18 protein-coding genes and 1 pseudogene are annotated in these 21,115 nt (G+C 72.1%); 9 read left to right on the forward strand and 10 right to left on the reverse strand.

Going from position 1 to position 21,115, the window contains the following annotated elements:
- Positions 1 to 2: 2 nt before the first annotated feature.
- Positions 3 to 2,120, reverse strand: a complete 2,118-nt coding sequence (locus QCD66_RS01520) for a PhoX family phosphatase (RefSeq protein ID WP_364214715.1) — start codon at positions 2,118 to 2,120, stop codon at positions 3 to 5.
- Positions 2,121 to 2,363: 243 nt separating this feature from the next.
- On the opposite strand from QCD66_RS01520, the gene QCD66_RS01525 reads away from it, so the two are divergent.
- A complete protein-coding gene (locus QCD66_RS01525; RefSeq protein ID WP_364214952.1) occupies positions 2,364 to 2,879 on the forward strand; it encodes a sigma-70 family RNA polymerase sigma factor in 516 nt (171 codons plus the stop codon).
- A 46-nt stretch (positions 2,880 to 2,925) separates the two neighbouring features.
- A complete protein-coding gene (locus tag QCD66_RS01530; RefSeq protein WP_364214712.1) occupies positions 2,926 to 3,615 on the forward strand; it encodes a zf-HC2 domain-containing protein in 690 nt (229 codons plus the stop codon).
- Positions 3,616 to 3,673: 58 nt separating this feature from the next.
- Here QCD66_RS01530 and rarD read toward each other — a convergent pair whose 3' ends face one another.
- From rarD to eccE, 4 genes are all read right to left on the reverse strand, one after another.
- Positions 3,674 to 4,612: an EamA family transporter RarD gene (rarD, locus tag QCD66_RS01535; RefSeq protein WP_364214709.1), complete on the reverse strand. Its 939-nt coding sequence runs from the start codon at positions 4,610 to 4,612 to the stop codon at positions 3,674 to 3,676.
- A 152-nt stretch (positions 4,613 to 4,764) separates the two neighbouring features.
- Positions 4,765 to 5,208, reverse strand: a complete 444-nt coding sequence (locus QCD66_RS01540; RefSeq protein WP_375733915.1) for a GNAT family N-acetyltransferase — start codon at positions 5,206 to 5,208, stop codon at positions 4,765 to 4,767.
- A 106-nt stretch (positions 5,209 to 5,314) separates the two neighbouring features.
- Positions 5,315 to 5,701 carry a phage holin family protein gene (locus tag QCD66_RS01545; RefSeq protein WP_357538167.1) on the reverse strand — a complete coding sequence of 129 codons (387 nt, stop codon included), beginning with the start codon at positions 5,699 to 5,701 and terminating at the stop codon, positions 5,315 to 5,317.
- A 70-nt stretch (positions 5,702 to 5,771) separates the two neighbouring features.
- Positions 5,772 to 7,646: a type VII secretion protein EccE gene (eccE, locus tag QCD66_RS01550; protein ID WP_375733925.1), complete on the reverse strand. Its 1,875-nt coding sequence runs from the start codon at positions 7,644 to 7,646 to the stop codon at positions 5,772 to 5,774.
- A gap of 119 nt (positions 7,647 to 7,765) precedes the next feature.
- Here eccE and eccB point away from each other — a divergent pair, with 119 nt between their 5' ends.
- From eccB to QCD66_RS01565, 3 genes are all read left to right on the forward strand, one after another.
- On the forward strand, positions 7,766 to 9,157 hold the full coding sequence (gene eccB / locus QCD66_RS01555; protein WP_375733916.1) for a type VII secretion protein EccB: 1,392 nt from the start codon (positions 7,766 to 7,768) through the stop codon (positions 9,155 to 9,157).
- A gap of 150 nt (positions 9,158 to 9,307) precedes the next feature.
- The gene (locus QCD66_RS01560; RefSeq protein ID WP_364214694.1) at positions 9,308 to 9,625 is read left to right on the forward strand and encodes a WXG100 family type VII secretion target; all 318 of its coding nucleotides are present in this window, start codon (positions 9,308 to 9,310) and stop codon (positions 9,623 to 9,625) included.
- A gap of 15 nt (positions 9,626 to 9,640) precedes the next feature.
- A complete protein-coding gene (locus tag QCD66_RS01565; RefSeq protein ID WP_375733917.1) occupies positions 9,641 to 9,937 on the forward strand; it encodes a WXG100 family type VII secretion target in 297 nt (98 codons plus the stop codon).
- A gap of 29 nt (positions 9,938 to 9,966) precedes the next feature.
- On the opposite strand, the gene mycP is transcribed toward QCD66_RS01565, so the two are convergent.
- Entirely contained in the window at positions 9,967 to 11,259 is a 1,293-nt protein-coding gene (gene mycP, locus QCD66_RS01570) for a type VII secretion-associated serine protease mycosin (RefSeq protein WP_375733918.1), read from the reverse strand.
- Positions 11,260 to 11,413: 154 nt separating this feature from the next.
- Here mycP and QCD66_RS01575 point away from each other — a divergent pair.
- From QCD66_RS01575 to QCD66_RS01585, 3 genes and pseudogenes are all read left to right on the forward strand, one after another.
- Positions 11,414 to 11,846, forward strand: a pseudogene (locus QCD66_RS01575) (SseB family protein); the annotation flags it as partial.
- A 1,031-nt stretch (positions 11,847 to 12,877) separates the two neighbouring features.
- Entirely contained in the window at positions 12,878 to 14,170 is a 1,293-nt protein-coding gene (locus QCD66_RS01580; protein ID WP_407567228.1) for an SseB family protein, read from the forward strand.
- Entirely contained in the window at positions 14,167 to 14,532 is a 366-nt protein-coding gene (locus tag QCD66_RS01585) for a hypothetical protein (RefSeq protein ID WP_357538469.1), read from the forward strand. The genes QCD66_RS01580 and QCD66_RS01585 overlap by 4 nt, the downstream gene beginning before the upstream one ends.
- A gap of 22 nt (positions 14,533 to 14,554) precedes the next feature.
- Here the strand turns inward: QCD66_RS01585 and QCD66_RS01590 are convergent, their stop codons facing one another.
- Positions 14,555 to 15,493, reverse strand: a complete 939-nt coding sequence (locus tag QCD66_RS01590) for a DUF559 domain-containing protein (protein ID WP_364214684.1) — start codon at positions 15,491 to 15,493, stop codon at positions 14,555 to 14,557.
- 120 nt (positions 15,494 to 15,613) lie between these two features.
- Positions 15,614 to 16,534, reverse strand: coding sequence for an alpha/beta fold hydrolase (locus QCD66_RS01595; RefSeq protein WP_375733926.1), 921 nt, complete (start codon positions 16,532 to 16,534; stop codon positions 15,614 to 15,616).
- Positions 16,535 to 16,735: 201 nt separating this feature from the next.
- Between QCD66_RS01595 and QCD66_RS01600 the strand changes: the two genes are divergently transcribed.
- On the forward strand, positions 16,736 to 17,890 hold the full coding sequence (locus tag QCD66_RS01600; RefSeq protein ID WP_357538177.1) for a C45 family peptidase: 1,155 nt from the start codon (positions 16,736 to 16,738) through the stop codon (positions 17,888 to 17,890).
- 26 nt (positions 17,891 to 17,916) lie between these two features.
- Here the strand turns inward: QCD66_RS01600 and QCD66_RS01605 are convergent, their stop codons facing one another.
- Positions 17,917 to 18,318 (reverse strand): hypothetical protein, encoded by a 402-nt coding sequence (locus QCD66_RS01605; RefSeq protein ID WP_364214678.1) that lies wholly within the window; start codon positions 18,316 to 18,318, stop codon positions 17,917 to 17,919.
- Positions 18,319 to 18,529: 211 nt separating this feature from the next.
- Positions 18,530 to 20,926 (reverse strand): immune inhibitor A domain-containing protein, encoded by a 2,397-nt coding sequence (locus tag QCD66_RS01610; RefSeq protein ID WP_364214942.1) that lies wholly within the window; start codon positions 20,924 to 20,926, stop codon positions 18,530 to 18,532.
- Positions 20,927 to 21,115: the final 189 nt, after the last annotated feature.

Raw genomic sequence — 21,115 nt, forward strand, 5'->3', positions numbered from 1 at the left:
GGTCAGCTACCGATCGGGCCCCCGTCGAGCCGCCAGGTGACCACCACGCCCGGCTTGGCGAAGTCGCCGTCCGGCCAGTTCGACGCCGGCTCCTCCAGCGAGGCGCCGGAGATCTCACCCGGGTGCTGGACGGCCACGAACACCGACTGGTTGTCGGTGGTGATGAACGGGCCGCAGGTCTCCGCGCCGAGCGGCACGGTCAGGAACTGCTTGAGGTGACCCCGCTCCGGGCCCTCGATCGCCGTGGCGAAGAGGCCGTCGTTGCTGCCCAGCGCGTTGCCGTCGGTCGAGATCCAGAGGTTGCCGGCGCCGTCGAACGCCACGTTGTCCGGGCAGGAGATCGGCGACACCTTCGACTTGTCGTACCCGGCGAAGTAGGTCGACGGGTCGGCCGGGTCGCCGCAGACGATCGGGATCGACCAGGTGAAGGTCTCCGACGTGTTGTCGCCGCGGTCCTCCACCATCTCCACGATGTGGCCGTGCCGGTTGGCGTTGCGCGGGTTCGCCTCGTCGGCCTTCGGGTTGCTGCCCACACCCCGGTTGGTGTTGTTGGTCAGCGCCACGTAGATCTTGCCGGTCAGCAGGCTCGGCTCCACGTCCTCCGGCCGGTCCATCTTGGTCGCGCCGACCGCGTCACCGGCGAGCCGGGTGAAGGTCAGCACCTCGGCCGCGGTCATCCCCGGCACGTACGACGTGTTGCCCCGGACCAGCTTGATCCACGTACCGGTGCCGTTGAAGGCCCCGTCCGACGGCAGCGTGCCCGAGCCGTCGATCTCGTCGGCGCTGGTGGAGTCCAGCTTCGCCACGTAGAGCGTGCCCGACTCCAGCAGGGTCAGGTTGTGCTTACGCGCCACCGTCGAGTTGTCGTCGATGAACTTCTTGTCCGACACGAACTTGTAGAGGTAGTCGAACCGCTCGTCGTCACCCATGTACGCGACCACGTGGCCGTTCTTGGCCACGATGACGTTCGCGCCCTCGTGCTTGAACCGGCCCAGCGCCGTGTGCTTGCGCTGACCACCCTTGAGGTCGTACGGGTCGACCTCGACGATCCAGCCGAAGCGGTTGGCCTCGTTCGGGTGCCGGGTCAGGTCGAAGCGCTCGTCGACCCGGTCCCACTTGCGGCTGTCGCTCGGGTAGCGGGCGGTGGTGCTGATGCCGTACCGGGCCAGCTTCGGCTTGACCTCGTCGGCCACCCCGTCGCCACCGACGAAGTACTGGTTGAAGTTCTCCTCGCCGGAGAGCACGGTGCCCCACGGGGTGACGCCACCGGCACAGTTGTTCAGCGTGCCGATCGCGGTCCGGCCCTTCGGGTCCGCCGCCGTCTTGAGCAGGTCGGAGCCGGCCGCCGGGCCGGTGAAGGCGAAGGGCGTCTCCAGCGCCGTCAGTCGCCGGTTGTACGGCCGCTTGCCCTTGGTCGCCACCTCCCACTCGCCGGTCTGCTCGACCCGCGCCAGCTCGATCACGGTCATGCCGTGCGCCGCGATCGCGACCCTGATCTGCTCCAGCGTCATCGCGTCGAAGGTGGTGAACCCGGGGAACATCAGGTTCTCGTTGGTGTACTCGTGGTTGACCACCAGCAGGGCGTGCTTGTTGTGCTGGTGCAGCGGCAGGATCGCGACGAAGTCGTTGTTGTAGCCGAACTGCACCGACTGCTTGGCCGCCGTCTGGTCGTTGACGTCGAACGCGGGCGCGCCGGGCACCACCGGGTCGCCCCAGCGGATGACGACCGAGTGGTCGTAGCCGTTGGGCACGACGAACGTGTCCAGCCGGTTCGGCGGGATCGGCTTGAAGGTGAGCGCACCGTTGCCGGACTTCGGCCGGCTCGGGGTCAGCGCCGCCAGGTCCGGCCCGGGCGGCGTGGCGGCGGCCGGGGACGCGCCCAGCAGCGCGCCACCGGCCGCACCACCGACGCCCAGCACGAGGGCGCCGACGGCGCTGGCCCGTACGACGCCCCGGCGCGACATGCCGGAGTTCACCACATCCGTGAAGTAGGGGTTGTCCGATTCGTTGGGCACCGGGTGGTCACAGGCGTTTCCGCAGCGGTAGAGACAGGTCATGGCGCTGCGGCTGCCGTGGACAGCCTGGCCGAGCAGCGGCAGGAGCCGGCGTCGGTCACTCATGGAAATGGGCCTCCTAGCTGGTCGGGACACATCCCGTCGGGGGTGGGGCCTGGTCGGGACGGGGATGCGTGCGTGCCGGACGCTAGGAGCACGCCGTGAGCGGGGACCGGCCGCTCGGTGAACCACGGATGAACACCTGCGTCGACGCGCCGACCCGACCGTCGGGCGCACGATGAACCGCTGGTAGCGGGCTTGCGTGCACTATTACGGAGGACCTTTCCGCGAGCGAGCCGAGGGGGAGCGATCACCGACCGGGACGCCCAACTGCTGCGCGCGCTGCACGATGAACACGCCGACGCGCTGCTCGCGCACGCCCTGCGACTCACCGGCGGTGACCGGCAGCGGGCCGAGGACCTCGTCCAGGAGACGCTGCTGCGCGCCTGGCGGCATCCGGAGGCGCTCGACCCCAGCCGCGGCCCGGTCCGCGGCTGGCTGTTCACCACCGCCCGCAACCTCGCCATCGACGCGTGGCGGCGACGAACCGCCCGCGGCGGTGAGGTGGTGACCGACGACGTGCCGGAGCCGCCACCGACCGTCGACGAAGCCGACCGGGCCGTCGAGGCATGGACGGTCGCCGAGGCCCTCGCCCGCCTCTCACCGGCCCACCGGGAAGTGCTCGTTGAGTGCTTCTACGAGGGGCGCTCGGTGAACGAGGCGGCCGCCCGGCTGGGCATCCCCCCGGGCACGGTCAAGTCCCGCACCCACTACGCACTGCGTTCGTTGCGGCTGGTACTCGAAGAGATGGGAGTGACCCGGTGAGCGGCCACGGCGGGCGGCACCCGGTACGGGCCCACGGGGTGGTGACATGAGCTGCGAGTTCGCGCACGACGACGGCGCGTACGTGCTGGGGGCGATGTCACCCGCCGAACGGGAGCGCTACGAACACCACCTCGCCGGCTGCCCGGCCTGCCGGGAGGCGGTCGGCGAGATCGCCGTACTGCCGGGGCTGCTCGGCCGCCTCGACCAGGCCGGCCTGGACCGGGTCGCCGGCCCGCCGTCCACCGGACCGCAGGTCACGGACCTGCTCGCCGGAGCCGCCACGATGCGCCGCCGGGACCGGTTGCGCAGGCGCTGGCGGTACGCCGGCGTCGCCCTCGTCGCCGGCTGCCTCGCCCTCTTCGTCGGCCTCGGCGTCGGCTCGCTGCGCACAGTCGGGCCGGACGGCACCGACTTCGAGATCCGTACGGTGACCATGGCGCCGGTCGCGGGATCGGTGCCGGTGACCGCCGAGATCGGCCTGAACGGCGCGACCTGGGGCACCGAGGTGATCATGCGGTGCTCGTACGCCGAGACCGAGGACTACGCGAAGGCGTACACGTTCCGGCTCGTCGCGTACGGGCCGGACGGTGCGTCGGAGCAGGTCGGCTCGTGGAAGGCGGCGCCAGGCGACGACGTCACGTTCACCGGGGCCACCCGGTTCTCCGCAGAGGAACTGGTCCGGATCGAGCTGACGAGGTACGACGGCACGCCGCTGCTGGCGTACGACGTACCGTAGCTCCGGCCCGCCCGGCGCGGCCGGTGCCGGCGTGGCCGGTCAGTGTGGCGCGGTCGGGTCAGTGTGGCGCGGTCGTGGCGACCGGCTCGTCGGTCGCGGCGGCCCGCGCCCGCTCCTGCCGGCGACGGCGGGCGTTGCGCAGACCGTCGAAGGTGAAGAGCACCAGGGCACACCACACCAGGGCGAACCCGCCGATCCGGGCCGGCGGCATCGGCTCGTGGAAGACCAGGACGCCGATCGCGAACTGGAGGATCGGCGCGATGTACTGGAGGATCCCCAGCGCGGTCAGCGGCAGCCGGTTGGCGGCCCCGGCGAAGAGCAGCAACGGGATCGCGGTGGCCGCACCGGCGAGCACCAGCAACGTCGTGTGGGTCACCGAGACATGGCCGAACGCCGCCGTACCCTGCCAGCTCAGCCAGGCCAGGTAGGTCACGGCGGGCAGGGCGAGCACCGCCGACTCGACGAACATCCCCTCCGCGGCCGGCAGCGCCAGCCGTTTCTTCGTCAGGCTGTACGCGGCGAACGACAGGGCCAGGATCAGTGCGACGTACGGCAGTCGGCCGTAGTCGTACGTCAGCACCGCCACGGCGACCGTGCCGAGCCCGAGCGCCACCCACTGCGCCACCCGCAGCCGTTCACCGAGCACGGTCACGCCGAGCAGCACGACGACCAGCGGGGTGATGAAATAGCCGAGCGACGTCTCCACGACCCGCGCGCTGTTGACCCCGTAGATGTACGTGCCCCAGTTGACCGCGATCAACGCGGCGGCGAGCAGGACACCGGCGACCGCGGCCGGCCGTCGCAGCAGGGGCAGCACGAATGACCAGTTGCGGAGTACGGCCAGCACCAGCGCGACGAACAGGACCGACCAGACGACCCGGTGGGCCAGGATCTCCACCGGACCGGCCGGCCGCAACAGCTTGATGTAGAGCGGGAAGAAGCCCCAGAGCAGGTACGCCCCGAGGCCGTACAGGTAGCCACGGCGCATCTCGGTCATGCGTCCACTCCGCTGCGCTTCGTGGCCGCATGACTTGGGCTGAGCTTGTCGATGCCCTCGCTCCGCTCGGTCATGCGCCCACCTCGCTCCGCTCGGTCATGCCCCTCACCGTAAGGGGTCGAACGGATTCTGAACCTTGCAGGTGACTGCCGTCACCCCTGGTCGCGCTGGTCGAGTTGCATCCAGCGGGCTGGCTCGACCAGCGCCTCGAAACCCAGCTTGGCGTAGACCCCGTGCGCGTCGGCGGTGGCCAGCAGGATCCGGCGTACGCCCCGGGCGGCGAGCTCGTCACGAGCCGTCGAAACCAGCCACGTACCGAGGCCATGCCCGCGCTCGGCGCGGTCGACGAACACGTCGCACAGCCAGGCGAAGGTGGCGCCGTCGGTCACCACCCGGGCGAACGCGACCTGGGCCCCGTCGGTCGTCCGGTAGGCGGCGAAAACCGTCGATCCCATGATCGAGCGGGCGACCAGGGCCCGGGACCGGCCCTTGGCCCAGTAGGACTCGGTGGACAGCCACCGGTGGACCCGGTCGATGTCGATCCGGCGGGGATCGTCGGAAAGCTCGTAACCATCGCCCCGGGTGATCGTAAGCACGCCCCGACGCTAGTCGTCACCGGGCGGGCCGGCGCGAGCCGATTACCGGATTGTGGCCCCGGTCGCGGTCCCCGCCGGCCGTCGCATCACCGGCGCTGGTCGGAGGTCAGTCGCGGTCCAGGATCAGCCCGAGGACCCAGGTGACCACGCCGACGAGGAGCGCGCCGAGCACGGCCGAGGGCCAGAACCCGTCGACGTGGAACGGCAGCCCCAGTTGGCCGGCGATCCAACTGGTGAACAGGAAGAGCAACCCGTTCACCACGAGCGCGATGAGGCCGAGGGTGAGCAGGTAGAAGGCGCAGCCCACGGTCTTGATGACCGGTTGCAGGACGGCGTTGACCAGGCCGAAGATGACCGAGACCAGCAGCAGTGCACCCACCGCCTCGCCGATCGACTCGGTGTAGAGATGGATGCCGGGGATCAGCAGCGTGGCGAGCCAGAAGGCCAGGGCGGTGCTGGCCAGCCGGATCACGATGCCTTTCAGGAGAGACATGCGCAGGATCGTGCCACGTCGTCGATCTTTGTCGGGATCCGCGTCCGGTCGGTCCCGCCAGGTCGCGGGTTCACCGCCCGGCCGGCGGGCCGATCAGATCGGCCTCGACCGGGTGCGGTGACAGCGGCCCGCCTTCGGCCGGGCTCGGCCCGCCTTCGGCCGGGATCGATGACAGCAGTCCGGTTTCGATCGAGGTCGGGGACAGCAGTGCCCAACGCAGCCGGTTCCGGCTGACGACCCCGATCATGTCGGCCCGGATCCGGGGCAGCCAGTCCGCCGACGTACCCAGGCCCAGCGTTGATCCGACCAGGGCTGCCCCGTCCGGCGGTAGCCGTTGGAGCAGGACGAGATCGGCGCCGGCCAGTGTGCCGGCGTCCGCTGCGGCGACCTCGTCGCGGACCACCAGACTGGTCGTCCACGGTCCGTTCACCGCCGCGGCGTCGACCGGACCGCTGTCGACCACGACCAGGACCGGGCGCAGCGGTGCCGCCGGTGGGCCGGTGACCGGCTGCCCCGGCGCGACCAGCGTCAGCAGCCCGTCGCGGGCGCCCATCCCGCGTACGAACGGTTCCCACGTCCCGGGCCGGTCGGTCCGCACGACGACCCGGGCGCCCAGCGCCAGCACGCGCAGGGTGATCAGTTGTGCCACGGTGACCCCGCCGACCAGCATCGCCAGGGTCGGTTCGGCCCGGAAGACGCGGACGACCAGCGGGGCACCGTGACGGTCCGCACCCAGCACCAGCCCGGCGCCGCCGACCGGTGGGGCGAGGGCGGCGAGGACGGCGGACGCCACCGGTGTACCGGGCCGGCCCGGGCCGAAGCCGCCCAGTGGCAGCGTCGCGGCAAAGCCCGGCAACTGCTCGCCGTCGAGCCGGTCGGCCCGTGCCCCGGCGGCGGCGAGCAGTTGGTGCAGCAGCCGGGCCGCCGTGGACAGTTCGGTGGCGGAGTTCGCGGCGAGCCGTACGGCAAGCTCGGCCGGGACCGCGTCGGAGCCGGCGGTGGGGCGCGGCCCGGTGGCGACCGAGACGGTGGTCGCCGCCACCGGCAGGCCCAGCAGGGCGGGCACCAGCCGGCGGGCGGCCGGTTCGTCCGGGGCGGGCCAGCGGCGCAGCCGGAACGTCGCCTGCACCAGCTCGCCGGTCGACACCGCCGGCCAGGTCTCGTGTGCCGGTGCGGTGCCGTCGAGGTGGGCCAGTTCGGCGAGTACGCGCGGCACCGCCTCGGCGGGCAGCGGCCGGGCCGGCGTCGGGGCGAGCCGCCGCCGGAGCCGGCGGATCTGGCTGGACAGGGTGCGTCGCAGGTCGTCGTCGGACCAGCCCGCGGTGCGCGGCACCCGTATCGCGAGGACCGTCCGCGCCGCGCCGGGCACCCGGCCGCCGGTGAGTCGCCGGTAGGACGCCGCCGGCCCGTCCGGTCCGGCCCTTGCCGGCGGTGACACGGTGACCAGCACCTGGATCCGGACCGGCGGGGCGTCGCCGCCGGCCGGCGGCAACAGGGTCACCAGGTCGGGCACCGGCCGGGGCGGAGCGGCGAGCAGGGATGCCGGATCCTCCAGGACGAGGACGGCGGTGAGCCCGACGGTGTCGGCGACGAGCCCGATGCGGTCGCCGTCGAGGTCGGTGGCGACCACCTGGGCCCCCGGGGCGACCAGCCCCAGCAGGTCGCCCGGCCGGGGCGGGCTGCCGGTGGCGTGCCTCCGGGTCGCGTAGCGGGCGGCGACCAGGAGCCATTCGTACGCCCAGCGGCCGTCGACCCGTATCCAGGCGACGAGGGTGAGTGCGGCGCCGGCCAGCACGGCACCGGTGAGCGCCACCGGGCCGCTCCCCGCCGCGGCGACGGCCAAGGCGATTGCCGCCTGCACCGCGACCACCTGCCCGGCGCGTACGCCCAGCCGGTGCCTCCGGCCGGCGGGTGTGCGGACGGGCCCGCCGCCCGCGACGGTCATGGTCACCGCGATGGCCTCCCGTGCGTCGGTATCCGTGGCCCGCACTCCGATGTGGACGGGGGCGGTCGGTAGTGGCTTGGTGGCCTATCGTATTGGCCGGACCGAGCGGGAGGGGCCCGATGTCGTCGCGGCAGGACCAACTGCACTCGCACCAGTTCGCGGTCCAGCGGGTCGTTGCGGCGCTCGTCATGCGGGAGACCGATCCGGCACAGTCGCCGTTCCGGAGGGTCGCCGGCGCGACGCTGGCCAGTGTCCTCATCGCACTGATCGCGCTGGGCGGGATGGCCGTGTACGGCGTACTCGCCGGCGGGAGCGGCGCCAACTGGCGCGATCCGGCCGCGGTGATCGTGGAGAAGGAATCCGGCGCCCGCTACGTCTTCCGCGAGGAGCGGCTGCACCTGGTCCTCAACTACGCCTCCGCACTGCTCATCGTCGGTTCGGCCGAGCCGAAGACGGTCCTCGTCTCGCGCCGGTCGATCGAGGGAGTGCCGCGCGGGACGCCACTTGGGATCGCCGGCGCCCCGGATTCGCTGCCCGCCGCCGACCGGCTGTCGGCGGCGCCGTGGACCGTCTGCTCGATGCCGACCGGTGCGGGCGGGGGACGGGTGGCCCGGTCGACGCTGCTGGTCGGGGCCGAACCGGCGGGCGGTGTGCCGCTGGAGGAGCGTGCGGTGCTCGGCCGGCACCCGGACGGTTCGCTGCACCTGGTCCGGCGTGACCGGCGGCACCTCGTGCGTGACGAGATGCTGGTGCTGACCGCCCTCGGCTGGACCGGCGTCCGACCCGTACCCCTGGCGCCGGCCCTGCTCAACGCCCTGCCGGTCGGGGCGGACCTCGGGCGCATCCGGATCGTCGATCATGGACAGTCGGCCGGTGAAGTGCCCGGCGCCCGAATCGGCGAGGTGTTCGTGATCGCCAGCCAGGACGGTGGCCGGCAGTACGCGGTCGCCGGCCGCGGCGGCCTCGCCGGCATCACCCAGGTCCAGGCCGACCTGCTGCTCACCGCCTCCGGACAGAACCGGCCGACCGAACTGTCCCAGGGACGGTTCGCCAGCCTTCCGCGGATACCCGACCTGGTGCCCACCGGCGACGCGGCGCCACCGGCCACCACGCCCCGGTTGGCTGACGCCGGCAGCGGCGCCGTCTGCGGCGCGGTGCGCGACGAGACCGGCGGAACCCACGTACGTGTCGGCGTCCCCGCTCCGGACGTGGACGAAGCCGTACGCACCAGCGGCCGGTCGGAGCGCGGGGGCGCACTCGCCGACCACGTGCTGGTGGTGCCCGGCCGGGGCGCGGTCGTCGAGGCCACGGCGGCGCCGGGCGCGTCCGGCGGAGCGATCTCCGTTGTCACCGACCTCGGCCGCCGGCACGTTGTGTCCGGTTCGGACACTCTGGCCATGCTCGGCTTCGGCGCGGTGCGCCCGCAGCGACTGCCGGCGAATCTGGTCGCGCTGGTGCCGGCCGGGGCACCGCTCGATCCCGAGGCGGCGAGCGCGGCCGCCGCGCGTTAGCGGGTCGATTCCAGGGTTATCCACAGGCCAGCGGTGAGGGGTACCGCCTCCGCTTCCGTCCGGCTACCGTCAGCGACGAACCGATTCGGCCGCGTCGGTCCACTCTGGATCGCGCGGGACGTGCTGGATGTTCGGGAACGGGGGAAACGGGTGACGCAGACACAGGCAGAGGCCGCGGTGATGCGACAGACCGCGGACAGGTTCGAGCAGGTCGAGGAGTCACTACGCAGCATGCTCAACGGGCTGAAGGCAGACCTGGAGGTGCTGCAGACCGCCTGGCAGGGTGCCGGCGGACGCTCCTTCGAGCAGGTCAAGCAGCAGTGGGCGCAGAACCAGGAAGCCCTCCAGCGGGCTCTGCGGGAGACCGCCGCCGGCATCCGTACCGCGGGCCAGCGATACGAGGCCGCCGACGCCGAGGCGGCGGGCCGGATCGCCAACACCAACCGCGGCCTGACCCTGCCGCTCTGACCGGAGGTAGCCCCGATGCGCAACGATGACGTGCTGGTGGTCAGGTTCGGCCAGATGCAGCAGGCCAGCGCCGACATCCAGAAGGCGCTCAACACCCTGGGCGCACAACTCGACCAGCTCGAACGTGACGCCGCTCCGCTGGTCGCCAAGTGGGACGGCGAGGCGAGCCAGGCCTACCGGATGCGCCAGGACCGGTGGCGGGCGTCGTCCGCGGAGCTGCAGGCGATGCTCAGGGAGATCAAGGTGGCCCTGGACGACTCCGCCGCCGACTACCTGGCAACCGATCGTCGGGCGGCCGAACTCTTCAGCTAGCCGCTGACCCGGTCCGCCCGCTGGCCCCGTCAGTCCGGCGGGCGGACCGTCGGCTCCGGTGCGTGGCCGGGCCGGTCAGGTGGGTGGCCGGCTGGCTGGCCAGGATGATGACCGGTCAGGAGGGGGGGCCCGGCCGGGCGCCAGCGCCGCCGGAGGCCGCGGGGCAGCACCACCGACAACAGCACCGCCGTGATCGCCGCCGCCGCGCCCGCTCCGGCGAACAGCACCGCCCGGTCCCGGGCCCGGTCGCGCCGCTCCCGCTGCCCGGCGGTAGCCGGATCCACCACGGCCCCCGGCAGGGCGGCCGAGGACTGCTCCCACGCGACCGCGCCGGTCTCGGTGACCGCACGGTGGGGGTTGACGACTCCGGCCCCGTAGCCGTCGGTGCCGCCGGCCGGTGCCGGGTCGGCCGTGGCGACGATCCGCCCGGCCACCTCGGCCGCCGACAGGTCCGGCCGGTACTCCCGAATCAGTGCGGCGGTGGCTGCGACGAACGGTGCGGCGTAGCTTGTGCCGTCCTGCCGCCGGTGGCCGCGTTCCGGCGCTGCGGCGAGCACCCCGGCGCCCGGCGCGACCACGTCGACGTAGGCGCCGGTCTGGGAGAACGGGGCGCGGCTCCCGTCGGCCGCGATCGCGCCCACCCCGAGCACCCCGTCGTAGGCGGCCGGATAGGGGAGCGGGTCACCGTCGTCGTGCAGGTTGCCGGCGGCGGCGACCAGCACCACGTCCCGGGCGGCCGCGTAGGCGACCGCGGCGCGTACGGCGGGATCGTCGCGGTAGAGCACGACGGACAGGTTCAGCACGTCGGCACCATGATCCGCCGCCCACCGGATGGCGGCGGCGAACTGCCCGCCGTCGACCGTGCGACCCGACTCCTCACCGTGGACGATCTGCTGCTCGCTGATGCGTACCGGCAGGATCGCCGCACCGGGAGCCAGGCCGCGAAACGGTGTGCCGTCGTGGGCGGCGGCCGCGATGATGCTGGCGACGGCCGTCCCGTGCCCCACGCAGTCGCGTCCGCCGTCACCGCCGGCGTCGAGTCGGTCGACGCCGCGCAGTACCCGGTCCGCGAGCTGCGGATGATCGCGATCGACGCCGGAGTCGATGACCGCGACGATCACACCCGCTCCGGTGGCCAGCGGCGCGAGGCGTTCGTGCCCGAATCGCTGTTGTGCCCACGGCACCTCCGTCGCCACCGGGCCGGCGGGCGGGGCGGTGCAGGCCGGTGCCGCGACCGCGGCCGGTGGCGGCCCGGCGATGAGGACGAGGGCCGCCCCGACGGCCGTGCCGGTCAGTGCGAATCGGGCTGGGTGGCCGGGCATGACAAGACCTTTCGATTCGTGTCGGGTCCGGCACCGGATGTTATCGACGGACCCTCGACCGTGGTATCCGTCGCAGGCCATGCATCCTGATCTTGTTCCTACCTTGTAGGTTGTACGCGATGCCTGTGGCCTCTTCGCTGGAAGGGAGGTGGCCGTGACCGAATGGGAGCCGGCCACCGAGGCCGAGGCCGCCATGCGGGACGCTTTGCGCGCGAATGACCAGGAACTTTACTTCCGGATCCTCGCACGCACCGAGCTCCTGCTGCCGGTCTCCGCCGACGCACTGGCCGGCCGTACGACGATGGGGTGGGGCACCTGGAGCACGGGTGGACGGACCCACGTCCTCGCCTTCTCCTCCAGTGACGCACTCCAGGCGTGCCTGGCCGACAACGCGAGTTCGGCCCGCCGGGTGCCTTACCACGAGTTGGCCAAGAACTGGCCCAATCTTGAATGGTGGCTGGCCGTAAATCCCGGCCTGCCGATCGAGGGATACCTCCCGGCCTGGTTCGTCTCCCAACTGGCGAGGGGCGACGTCCGGTTGCCGGGCCGGACCATCGGCGCCCGGTCCCGACTGGAGCGGGTGGAGCAGGCGGCCCGGGCTCGTGCCACCGCCTCCGTACCGCGTCCCGCCGACCCGGCCTCCCAGGTGCCTCCCGGCGGATCGTCCGGCCAGCCGCCGTCCACGGCCGATGCGCCGGTGTCGCCGCCGGGCGGCTGGCCCGGCGTGCCCGGGCCGGTGTCGGGTGTTCCGACCTCCGGCGGCCCGACGTCGGGGGTGCCGACCTCCGGTGTGCCGACCTCGGGCGTCCCGGTCTCCCCGGCCGCCGCCGCATCGGGGCCGGGTTCGGCCCCGGCCGGCCCGCCGACCCCTGTCTCACCTGTCCAGGTCGGACCCTCGACAGGGCAGCCCCCGGTCGCGCCGCTGCCCCGACCGACCGCATCCGGGCCGGTCCCGCCCGGGGCGGTCCCTCCGGCCCCGGGTTCCGCGGCCCCAGTCTCTGCGGCACCCGTGTCACCGGCGCAGGCCGGTGCCCCGGTCTCCCCGGCTCCGGTGTCGGCGGGACCGGTGACACCGACCAGACCGGGGAGCGGTGCCCCGTCGTCATCCTTCTTCGAAAAGCCCGCCCGGCCGCCGCGCGACGGATTCGCCAACCCGCCCCGGCCCGCGCCCCTGGGGGGTGACCGGCGTCCGGGGCCCGGCGCCTGGTCCTCGACAGCAGGCAACAGCCCTTCGGCCCCCTCCGCCGGTGGCCAACCTCCCGGTGACCGCCCTTCTGGTGACCGGCCCGCAGCACAGGCCGGCGACGACTGGTCGACACCCCACCAGGGCGGGCCGGTCTCCCACCCGGCGTCCACGTCGTCCGGTGGTTGGCTGCCCCAGTCGGAGCAGCAGAGAGTCGACACCGGACCCGGATCCGTCCTTTCCGGACGGCCGGCCGGAGGCGACACCGCCGCCCCGGAGGCACCGGCCGCCACCCCGCAGGCGCACGCCAGCCGGCCGGCGGCCGGCGGCTGGCTGCCCCAGACCACATCGGAGTCTGCCACCGCACGGCCGGCGGCCGAACCGGCGTCGGCCGGCTGGCTCACCGAACGGGCGGCGACTGTCGAACGTCCGAGCGTGCCGGCCAGCTCGGGGACCGGTGCGAACCCCACCCCCTGGGACGCTGCCGAAGCCGCGTCCGGCGCCGCCAGCGCCGTCGCGACGACCGGGAACGCCGCCGCGCCGCCGTCGGGAACCATCACGACCGGCACGGGCACCGGGTTCCCTACCGGTAACGAAACCCCCACCGATGCCTTCGCCGCCCGGCGGTGGGACGACACCACGCCGGCCGGCCCGGCCACGCCCGGGCCCGAGCGGCAGTCCGATCCACCGCGATCCCAGCCGTCGGCGGTCGCGCCGGAGCCCGAACCCACCCCACCCGTGGTCGACCCTGCCCTCCGGGACTTCGTCGCGGCCAACTCCGTCGAGGAGAGCCTGGCCGAGGCCGCCCGAGCCGGAAACACCGACTCGTTCCTGTCGACCCTCCTGCTCGCGAAGGTGCTCCTGCCCACCGCGCCCGACTCGGCCGCGGGATCGAAGCCGGGCCAGGACGGCTTCACCTGGCACACCGAAAGCCTCGACGACGAGGACTACATCGTCGTCTTCACATCCCCGGAGCGTCTGGCCGAGCATTCCACCGATCCGATCGAGACGGTGGAGGTCAAGTTCATCCAGCTCATCCGACGTTGGCCGGACGATGCCTGGTCGTTCGCGGTCAACCTGGGATCGCCGATCGGGGCCAAGCTGCCCGGTGCCCAGATCATCGCTCTCGCGAGCTGGGCGGCCGACGTCGGACTCGGCACCGACGAGGGCGAGCCGGCCGAGGTGCCGGCGGCCGAGGAATCCGCGCCCCGTTCGACGTATGCGCCGGCACGGCAGGATCCCGGCAGCCCGACGATGATGCAGAAGACGATCGCCCCGAGCCAGGTCGCCTACTACCTCGACCGAGGCTACGACCGGGTCTCCGGCTTCGTGCACCGGGCGAACGAGATCGCCCACCTGACGTCGCCGGCCCGGCTGCACGCCGCGCTCGGGCTCGGCTATCAGGGATCGCCGTTCACCCGGGACATGGACGAGGTCTACGTGCTGCGGTGGCCGGCCTATCGGCCGAGCCTCTACCGCATCCCGTACGGCGGGCAGACGGAGTCGGCCATGCGGGCGATGGAGGGCTGGGTCATCGAGCGTGCGCCCTTCCGGGGCAACGGGTTCGCCCCGGGCGAGAGCAGCGACGTGATCGCCGAGTTCAAGGTGGACAGCATCCGTCTTCCACACGGCGCACAGATCTGGCGGATCGGCGCCGACGACGGCGAGACCCTGGTCGCGACCCTGGACAGTGACGCCCCTGCCTGGAAGAAGACCGGGGAGAGCTGATGCGTGACGGTTACGTCGCCCGCTGGGAGGGCCGGGAATATGAGGCCAGCCCCGACGGCGACCGGGTCCGGATCTACCAGCCCGAGGCCGGCGACGGCTTCGAAGAGGTGCGCCCGGGACGCTTCGTACGCGTCGTGCCGGCCTCGGAGGTCGAGGATCTCGCATACGTACGCACCACCTGCGAGTGGAAGGGACAGCCGTTCATCGTGCTGGCCCAGCACGACAGTTGGCTGCGGGTCGAATACACCGGCGGACGCTCACCGGTCGCCGAGTCGATGGGGCTGGAAGCCTTCGATTTCGGCGTGTATCAGGGCTGGGCGCCGGCCAACGAAGTCGTCGAACTACGCGAATACCGGGCCTGACCGCGCCGGTCGGGCGGTGCCCTTACCCGGCCGCCGCGTGTGGTGCTTCGGTGTAGCGGCGTGGGCGCCACCAGGACCGTCTGGTCAGCGTCGCGCGTATGGCCGCGACCAGCAGATCCGGGCGCCGGTAGAGGTCGTCGTCGCTGACGTAGCGGATGGTCCAGCCCTGCCTGGTGAGCCAGTCGTGTCGACGCGGGTCGAGCCGTGAACCCCGGCGGTCCAGGTGCGCGATGCCGTCGTATTCGATCCCGACCCGCTGCCGCTGGTAGCCGAGATCCGTCCGATGCCGCTCCACGCCCCACTCGTCGGAGACGCCCAGTCGTGGGGTGGGTGCCGGCAGCCGGCCGTCGTGCAGCACGAGCCGCAGATGGGTCTCCTGCCGGCATTCGGCCAGCGGGCTGGCGATGGCCGCCAGCTCCCGGGCCTGCCGGATGCCGCGCAGCCGGTCGTGCCGGAGGAGCTCGGCCCCCAGCGTCTCGGCGGTGACCGCCCCGGACCGCAGCGCCGCGTCGAGTACGGCGAGCGCGTCCGGACGGGGCAGGGTGCGGGCAAGATCGACGGCTGTCCGGGGTGCCGGCAGGCAGGGCAGCCCGCAGACCTCGGTCAGTTCGCCGAACGGCAGCTTCGACTCGTGTGCCGTGACACCGCGCCGTTGCGGCACGGGGGTGCCGCTGGGGACGGCCACATGGACGGCGCGGACCGGCACCACGCCGAACCCGTGCAGTTGGGCGGCGGTGTGGTACGCCGCCACGGCGGCCGGCGGCGCCACCCGCAGCGTGCCCCGTACGACGTCGAGAAGGTCGGGCCGGGCCTGCGGATCCGGTCGGGCCTGATGCAGGTGCCCGGTGCTCGCCGTCCACCGGACGGCCGCCGGCCGCGGCAGTGACCGTGCCGGGTGGGGACGGTGCTCGGCGCGCAGGAGGCGGGGCAGTGCGGCGGCGGCGTCGTAGAGGTCGGTCATGTCGTGACGATCGCGCCTGTCGGGTGTTCTGGGAAGCCCGATCCCGCTCGCCTGTGGATAACCACCTGCCCTGTGGACAACGCCCAGATCGCCGCCCGGTGTGCTAAGGCCGGCAGCCTCTCAGGACTTGACCCACCGCAGGACCTCGCCGAGCACCAGGTCGGGGGACTCGACATGCGGGAAGTGCCCGACCCCGTCGAGCAGGCGCCACTCGTAGGGTGCGATGACGTACCGGCCGGAGCCCTGTGCGGTGCGGGGCAGCGACGCCGTGTCGAGTGCACCGTGCAGTTGCAGCGTCGGGGTCACCAGCGGCTTCTGCATCAGCCGCACGAACCGGTAGCCGTGCAGCCGCAGCACGGAACGGAAGGCCCACCGGTAACCCTCCAGGGCGCAGAACGACGCCTGCGGGATGCGGATCGCCTCCCGGCACCGGTCGGCGTACGCCTCGAACGACGGGCCGTTCACCCAGTCCGGACCACCCCAGTCCCGCAGGAACCCGCGCACCATCGCGGCGTTGTTCCTGGTCAGCACGTGCTCGTAGCGAGGGATCTGGAACCTCAGCGTCGGTGTGGCCGCCGCGAACTGGCCCCGGGGGTCGGCGAAGATGGCCGCCCGCAGGCGCAGCGGATGCGGTGCACCGAGCACCACCAGGCGGTGCACCATCTTCGGGTGGAAGCTCGCCGCCGTCCAGCCCACCATGCCACCGAACCCGGCACCGACGATGCTCGCCCGACGCTCGCCCAGCGCCCGGATCACGCCGGTGACGTCGGCCGCCATCGTGTAGCCGTCGTATCCCCGGGGCGGCTTGTCGCTGGCGCCGTACCCGCGCAGATCGACCGCGACCGCCCGGAATCCCGCATCGGCCACGGCGGGCAACAGGTGGTGCCAGGCGTACCAGAACTCCGGAAAGCCATGCAGAAAGAGGACGAGGGGTCCGGTGCCGGCCTCGACCACGTGGAACCGGGTGCCGTTGGCACCGATGAACCGATGGGTCCACGGACCGTCGTCCAACACACACGACTCGTCGACGGCCGGGGTCATGCCGGCCCGCCGCTCAAGCTCGCTCACGGTGCTCCCTCGCTTCGCTCGGCCCCACCGTGTTCTCGACTGAGCCCGATGGTTCGCTCGCTACGCTCGCTCACGGCGCCAGCCTAGGGCCTGATCAGCGGGTTACGTTCGATCGCGGCCCGGCTCGGCGAATACGGGTTCTCCCCGGCGGCCGGCGGCGGTTACGGTGCTCGAATGACCGTCGACCCCGCCACGACGTACGCCGACCTTCCGGTGCCGGTCGTCAGCGTCCAGGGCACGCCCGCCGAGTGCGGTGCCGCCTACGGGCGGGCCGCCCGTGCGCTCGTCGCCGCCAACCTCGACCTCTACCTGCGCCGGTTCCGTGAGCAGGCCGGTCTCGACGCCGCCGCGGTTCGTGTCGCCGGTGCCGGGTTCCGGCGTACGACGCTCGACCACCACCCGCGGGTCGCCGAGATGCTCGACGGCGTCGCCGAGGGGGCGGGCGCCTCGGTCGAGGAGATCTACGCGCTGAACGCGCGTACCGAACTGATCTACGGCGTACGCCCCGACGGTGGTGACGGAGGCTGCACCGCGGTTGGTGTGCTGGGTACGCACACCGCCACCGGCAGCCTGCTGATCGGGCAGAACTGGGACTGGCATCCGGCCCAGCGGGAGGCCACGGTGCTGCTGGCGACCCGGGACGAGCGGGGCCACGCGGTCGTGACGCTGGCCGAGGCGGGCATGCTGGCGAAGGCCGGGCTCAATTCGGCCGGCGTGGGGGTCTGCATCAACATGCTGGGTTGCGACCGTGACGGGCTGCCCCGTGGCGGCGGAGCACCCGGTGTGCCCTACCACGTGCTGCTCCGTTCGGTGCTGGAGGCCGACAGCCTGGCCTGGGCGTTGCGGGCGGCCTGCCGCAGCCCGCGCAACGCCTCCATCAACATGGTGCTCGGCCAGGCCGGTGACCACGGCGGTGAACTGATCGACCTGGAACTCGCACCGGGCGAGGCGGGCTGGCTGCATCCGGTGGACGGCCTGGTGACCCACGCCAACCACTTCGAGACCGGGCTGCCGGTCTTCGACACGATCAAGGAGTGGGGCGGCTCGTCGTTGTTCCGGTCGGCGCGTGCCCGGCGCCTGCTCGCCGACGCGGCGGCTACTCGGAAGGTGGGCGCCGACGACCTGATCGGGGTCTTCCGCGACCACGCGAGTTTCCCGCTGGGCATCTGCCGGCACGTCGACGAGCGGGACGCGCCGCTCGACCGTTCGGAGACGGTCTATTCGGTGCTGCTCGACCTCGACGGGCGGCGGTTCGGGCTGGCGGCCGGGCCGCCGTGCGGGCACGACTACACCTGGCTCGACCTGGCCGCGCTGCTGCCGGCGGACTGACGGCGACTGCCGGCCGGGGCGCGGGGTCAGCGCACCGGCATCACTTCGACGATGCTGTGGTGCTCGCCGGGACCGCAGTTGATCCGGAGCAGGAGCGGTTCGACCTTGACCCGGACGAACGTGCCCTCCTGCAACCGGACACCTTCGGAGCTGTGCAGGGCGTACAGCTTGCCGTCGTCGTTCTGCACCCCGAAGCACGGTCCGTTGCCGCCGCGGACGACCAGCCCGGTGACGATCGAGTCCGGTAGCTGGTCGGTCGGTTTCTGCGGTGGCCCGCTCGGCGGCCGCAGCGTCGGGAGGTCGGTGCTGGACAGCGGTGGTGGGCTGGTCCGGCCGGAGGGCGCGACGCCGGACGGGGAGCCTTGCGGTGTCGGTTCGGGTGACGGCGGTGACGCCGCGGCCGCCGGGGGCGGCGACTGATCGGTCACGGAGCCTCCGTCCGGATCGTTCGCGCAACCTGCCGCCACCAGCGCGAACAGGGTCAGTCCAGCGGCGAGCGGGGCAGCGGTGCGACGCATCGTGGACACACTACTTGGACTCGGCGGACCGCCGTACGGTTCCCGGTCGGGCCGGCTCGGAAAACGGGGCGGCGCCCGGGAAGGAGAACCTTCCCGGGCGCCGCCGGTGGACCGAGGTGGGTCAGGAGATACGGATCTTCATCGAAGTGCCGTTCTCTTCCACGACCCGGATCTTGACACCGGTCGCCGGGAGCTTGACGCCGTGGTTCGGCAGCTCGTCGTAGAAGTACTTCTTGGTGTCGTCGAACAGCGGGGCCGCGGCCTGGCCACGGATGTACTGCGGCTGGCTGTTCAGGTGCAGCGTGAAGGAGTCGGCCTTCCGCAGGCTGAACGTCGCGTCGTAGACCTGGACCCGGGCCCGCCACGGCTGGCCGGTCAGGTTGTAGATCGGCCGCGGGTGGGCGTCGATGTAGAGGTTACGACCCTCACCCGGGTGGGCGAAGGTGTCGTTGTCGGCCCACCGGGTGTTCCAGTACGAGATCAGGAGACCTTCCTGGTACGCGTAGTGGTCGACGTAGTCCGGCCGGGTGTTGGCGTAGCCGAAGAAGTACGGGCCGGTTTCGAGGTACTTGTCGTAACCGGTGTACGTCCGGTGGCCGGCGATGTAGAAGTTGTCGAACAGGCGGGTGTCGCTCTCGCTGACGATCGCCCACTCGCCACCCAGGGTCCAGCCCGGGGCACCGCTCTCGGCGCCCTCGGTGGACAGCGTCGCGCCGTCGGCGGTCACGGTGATCGCGTCACCGAAGAAGCCACCGTCGGCCACCGCGGCGTCGGTCACGTAGCGGAACCGGAACGGAACGACCTTGCCGGCACCCTCGTTCAGCGGGATGTTGATGTTCGCCCACTCGCCGCCGGAACTGCCGTCGAGCGCCGGCCGGCTGCCGCCGTCGGTGCCGCCCGGCGTGCCGTTGACCGTGAACGGCAGGGCCGTCCAGGTCGAGCCACCGTCGAACGAGGCCTCGAAGTAGAGGTAGTCGTAGCCCGCCTCGATGTCGTAGCGGCCCTTGAGCGACACGGACGCGGACGTCTTGCCGGTCAGGTCGATCGAGGTCGCCAGCGAGTCGTTGCGGTCGTTCTCGTTGCCCGAGAAGAACTGCTTCGTGCCCTCGAACGGTGCGCCGAGGTCGAAGGAGTATTCCCGCTGCGGGAGCACCACGACGACGGACTGCGCCTTGTTCGTGTTGTAGGCCTGTGGGCCGAGTTCCAGCGTGCGCTTCTGGCCGGCCACCACGACCTCGTAGTCGAGCCAGCCGAGCTGGAGCTTGTTCCACGCGCCGAGGTCACCGCCGCGCTCGCCGATGCCGCCGTCGCCCGGGGCGCCGAGACGGCTCTGCGCCATCAGCGTCCAGTGCTCGTTGTTGTTGTCGCCGCCGCTGAGGACGTTGTAGTCGTCCGGCAGGCCGAGGTCGTGCGCGTATTCGTGGTAGAAGACGCTGCGGCCACCGTTTTCCGGCTGGATCGTGTAGTCGCCGATCCAGATCCCGGTGCTGCCGATCTGGGTGCCGCCGAGCGGGTTCGTCGCCGGGCCGTCGAGGCCGACGAGGTTGTTGTACGCGTACCAGCGGTGGCTCCAGATGGCGTCCTCGCCCTGCCAGGGGTCACCGTCGGCGGCGTCGCCACCGGCGTGGACGATCTGGAAGTGGTCGATGTAGCCGTCGGGCTCGTTGAAGTCGCCGTCGCCGTCGAAGTCGTAACGGTCCCACTTGTCGAACTCGCGCATGTCCGCGGCGATCTGCGCGTCGGTGCGGCCGGCGGCCTTCTGGTCGGCGACCCACTGGTTGGCGGCGTCCTTGACCAGCGCCCAGACGTTGGAGCAGACGTTGCTGCCGCACAGGTCGCGGCCGTAGCGGGCCTCGTTGTAGTTGACCTTGACCCAGTCGGTCACGGTGCCTTCGACGCTGTAGCGGCCGGAGGACTGCGCCTCGAAGTACTGCTTGACCGACTCGGTGCCCGCGCCCTCGCCGAAGTAGAGGTCGCGGAAGTAGTCGGCACTGAAGTCGGAGCGCCACACGGTCGAGTTGTCGACCGCCCGGTTGGGGGCGGGGATCTCGTTGTGGAGTGGACCGTCGAAACGGATCGGCCCCGGCACGTTGGGGTTGCTGTCGATGTCGGGGTAGCTGGGGTGCCGGTCGTTGCCGAACTCGGCCAGGATCACGAAGATCCGGTCGGTCTTCTCACGGGACAGTTCGACGTACTGATCGGTGGTCTGTGCTCCACCGGCCTTGCGGGCGCCGGCGCTGCGGCCGGCCGGCCCGTTGCCGGTGGTCTCGCCGACCTTGACGACGGTGCTGCCGTTGCGCTTCTCCGGCGTCGAGCGGCCGGTCAGAACGTCCGTGAGACCCTGCTGGCGCAGTTCACGGCGCTTGTCTTCGAGCGGGTTGGGCAACTCGTCGTGGAAGGGCGCGGGATCCGAAACCGACGGGGATGCGTCCGGCGTCTGTGCCGGGGGCGCGGCATAGGCCGGCGAGCTGAGCGCGAAGCTCGACGTCGCCGTCAGCGTGAGCCCGAGCAGCCCCACTGCGACTCTGCGCACGTGGTACCTCCGGTTTGAGGGAACCGACCCGACGGGGGTTAGAGGGGTCGGGGGACGGCCCTGTTTTATGGGGCCATTGAGAAACCTAAACACTGATGGGGATCGTGGGAAGTCACCGACGTCAGTTTGTTGCAGGAAATTCGCAGTCGCTGCCCCATATGTCACATCCATCGG

Source organism: Polymorphospora sp. A560, from assembly GCF_045781765.1.
GTDB classification, from domain to species: domain Bacteria; phylum Actinomycetota; class Actinomycetes; order Mycobacteriales; family Micromonosporaceae; genus Polymorphospora; species Polymorphospora lycopeni.

Coding starts and splice junctions, on each gene's coding strand:
- rarD (WP_364214709.1), bottom strand. CDS start 4,612: ATGACCGAGATGCGCCGTGGCTACCTGTACGGCCTCGGGGCGTACCTG.
- QCD66_RS01530 (WP_364214712.1), top strand. CDS start 2,926: ATGAGCTGCGAGTTCGCGCACGACGACGGCGCGTACGTGCTGGGGGCG.
- eccE (WP_375733925.1), bottom strand. CDS start 7,646: ATGACCGTCGCGGGCGGCGGGCCCGTCCGCACACCCGCCGGCCGGAGG.
- QCD66_RS01600 (WP_357538177.1), top strand. CDS start 16,736: ATGACCGTCGACCCCGCCACGACGTACGCCGACCTTCCGGTGCCGGTC.
- eccB (WP_375733916.1), top strand. CDS start 7,766: ATGTCGTCGCGGCAGGACCAACTGCACTCGCACCAGTTCGCGGTCCAG.
- QCD66_RS01520 (WP_364214715.1), bottom strand. CDS start 2,120: ATGAGTGACCGACGCCGGCTCCTGCCGCTGCTCGGCCAGGCTGTCCAC.
- QCD66_RS01565 (WP_375733917.1), top strand. CDS start 9,641: ATGCGCAACGATGACGTGCTGGTGGTCAGGTTCGGCCAGATGCAGCAG.
- QCD66_RS01545 (WP_357538167.1), bottom strand. CDS start 5,701: ATGTCTCTCCTGAAAGGCATCGTGATCCGGCTGGCCAGCACCGCCCTG.
- QCD66_RS01595 (WP_375733926.1), bottom strand. CDS start 16,534: ATGACCCCGGCCGTCGACGAGTCGTGTGTGTTGGACGACGGTCCGTGG.
- QCD66_RS01590 (WP_364214684.1), bottom strand. CDS start 15,493: ATGACCGACCTCTACGACGCCGCCGCCGCACTGCCCCGCCTCCTGCGC.
- mycP (WP_375733918.1), bottom strand. CDS start 11,259: ATGCCCGGCCACCCAGCCCGATTCGCACTGACCGGCACGGCCGTCGGG.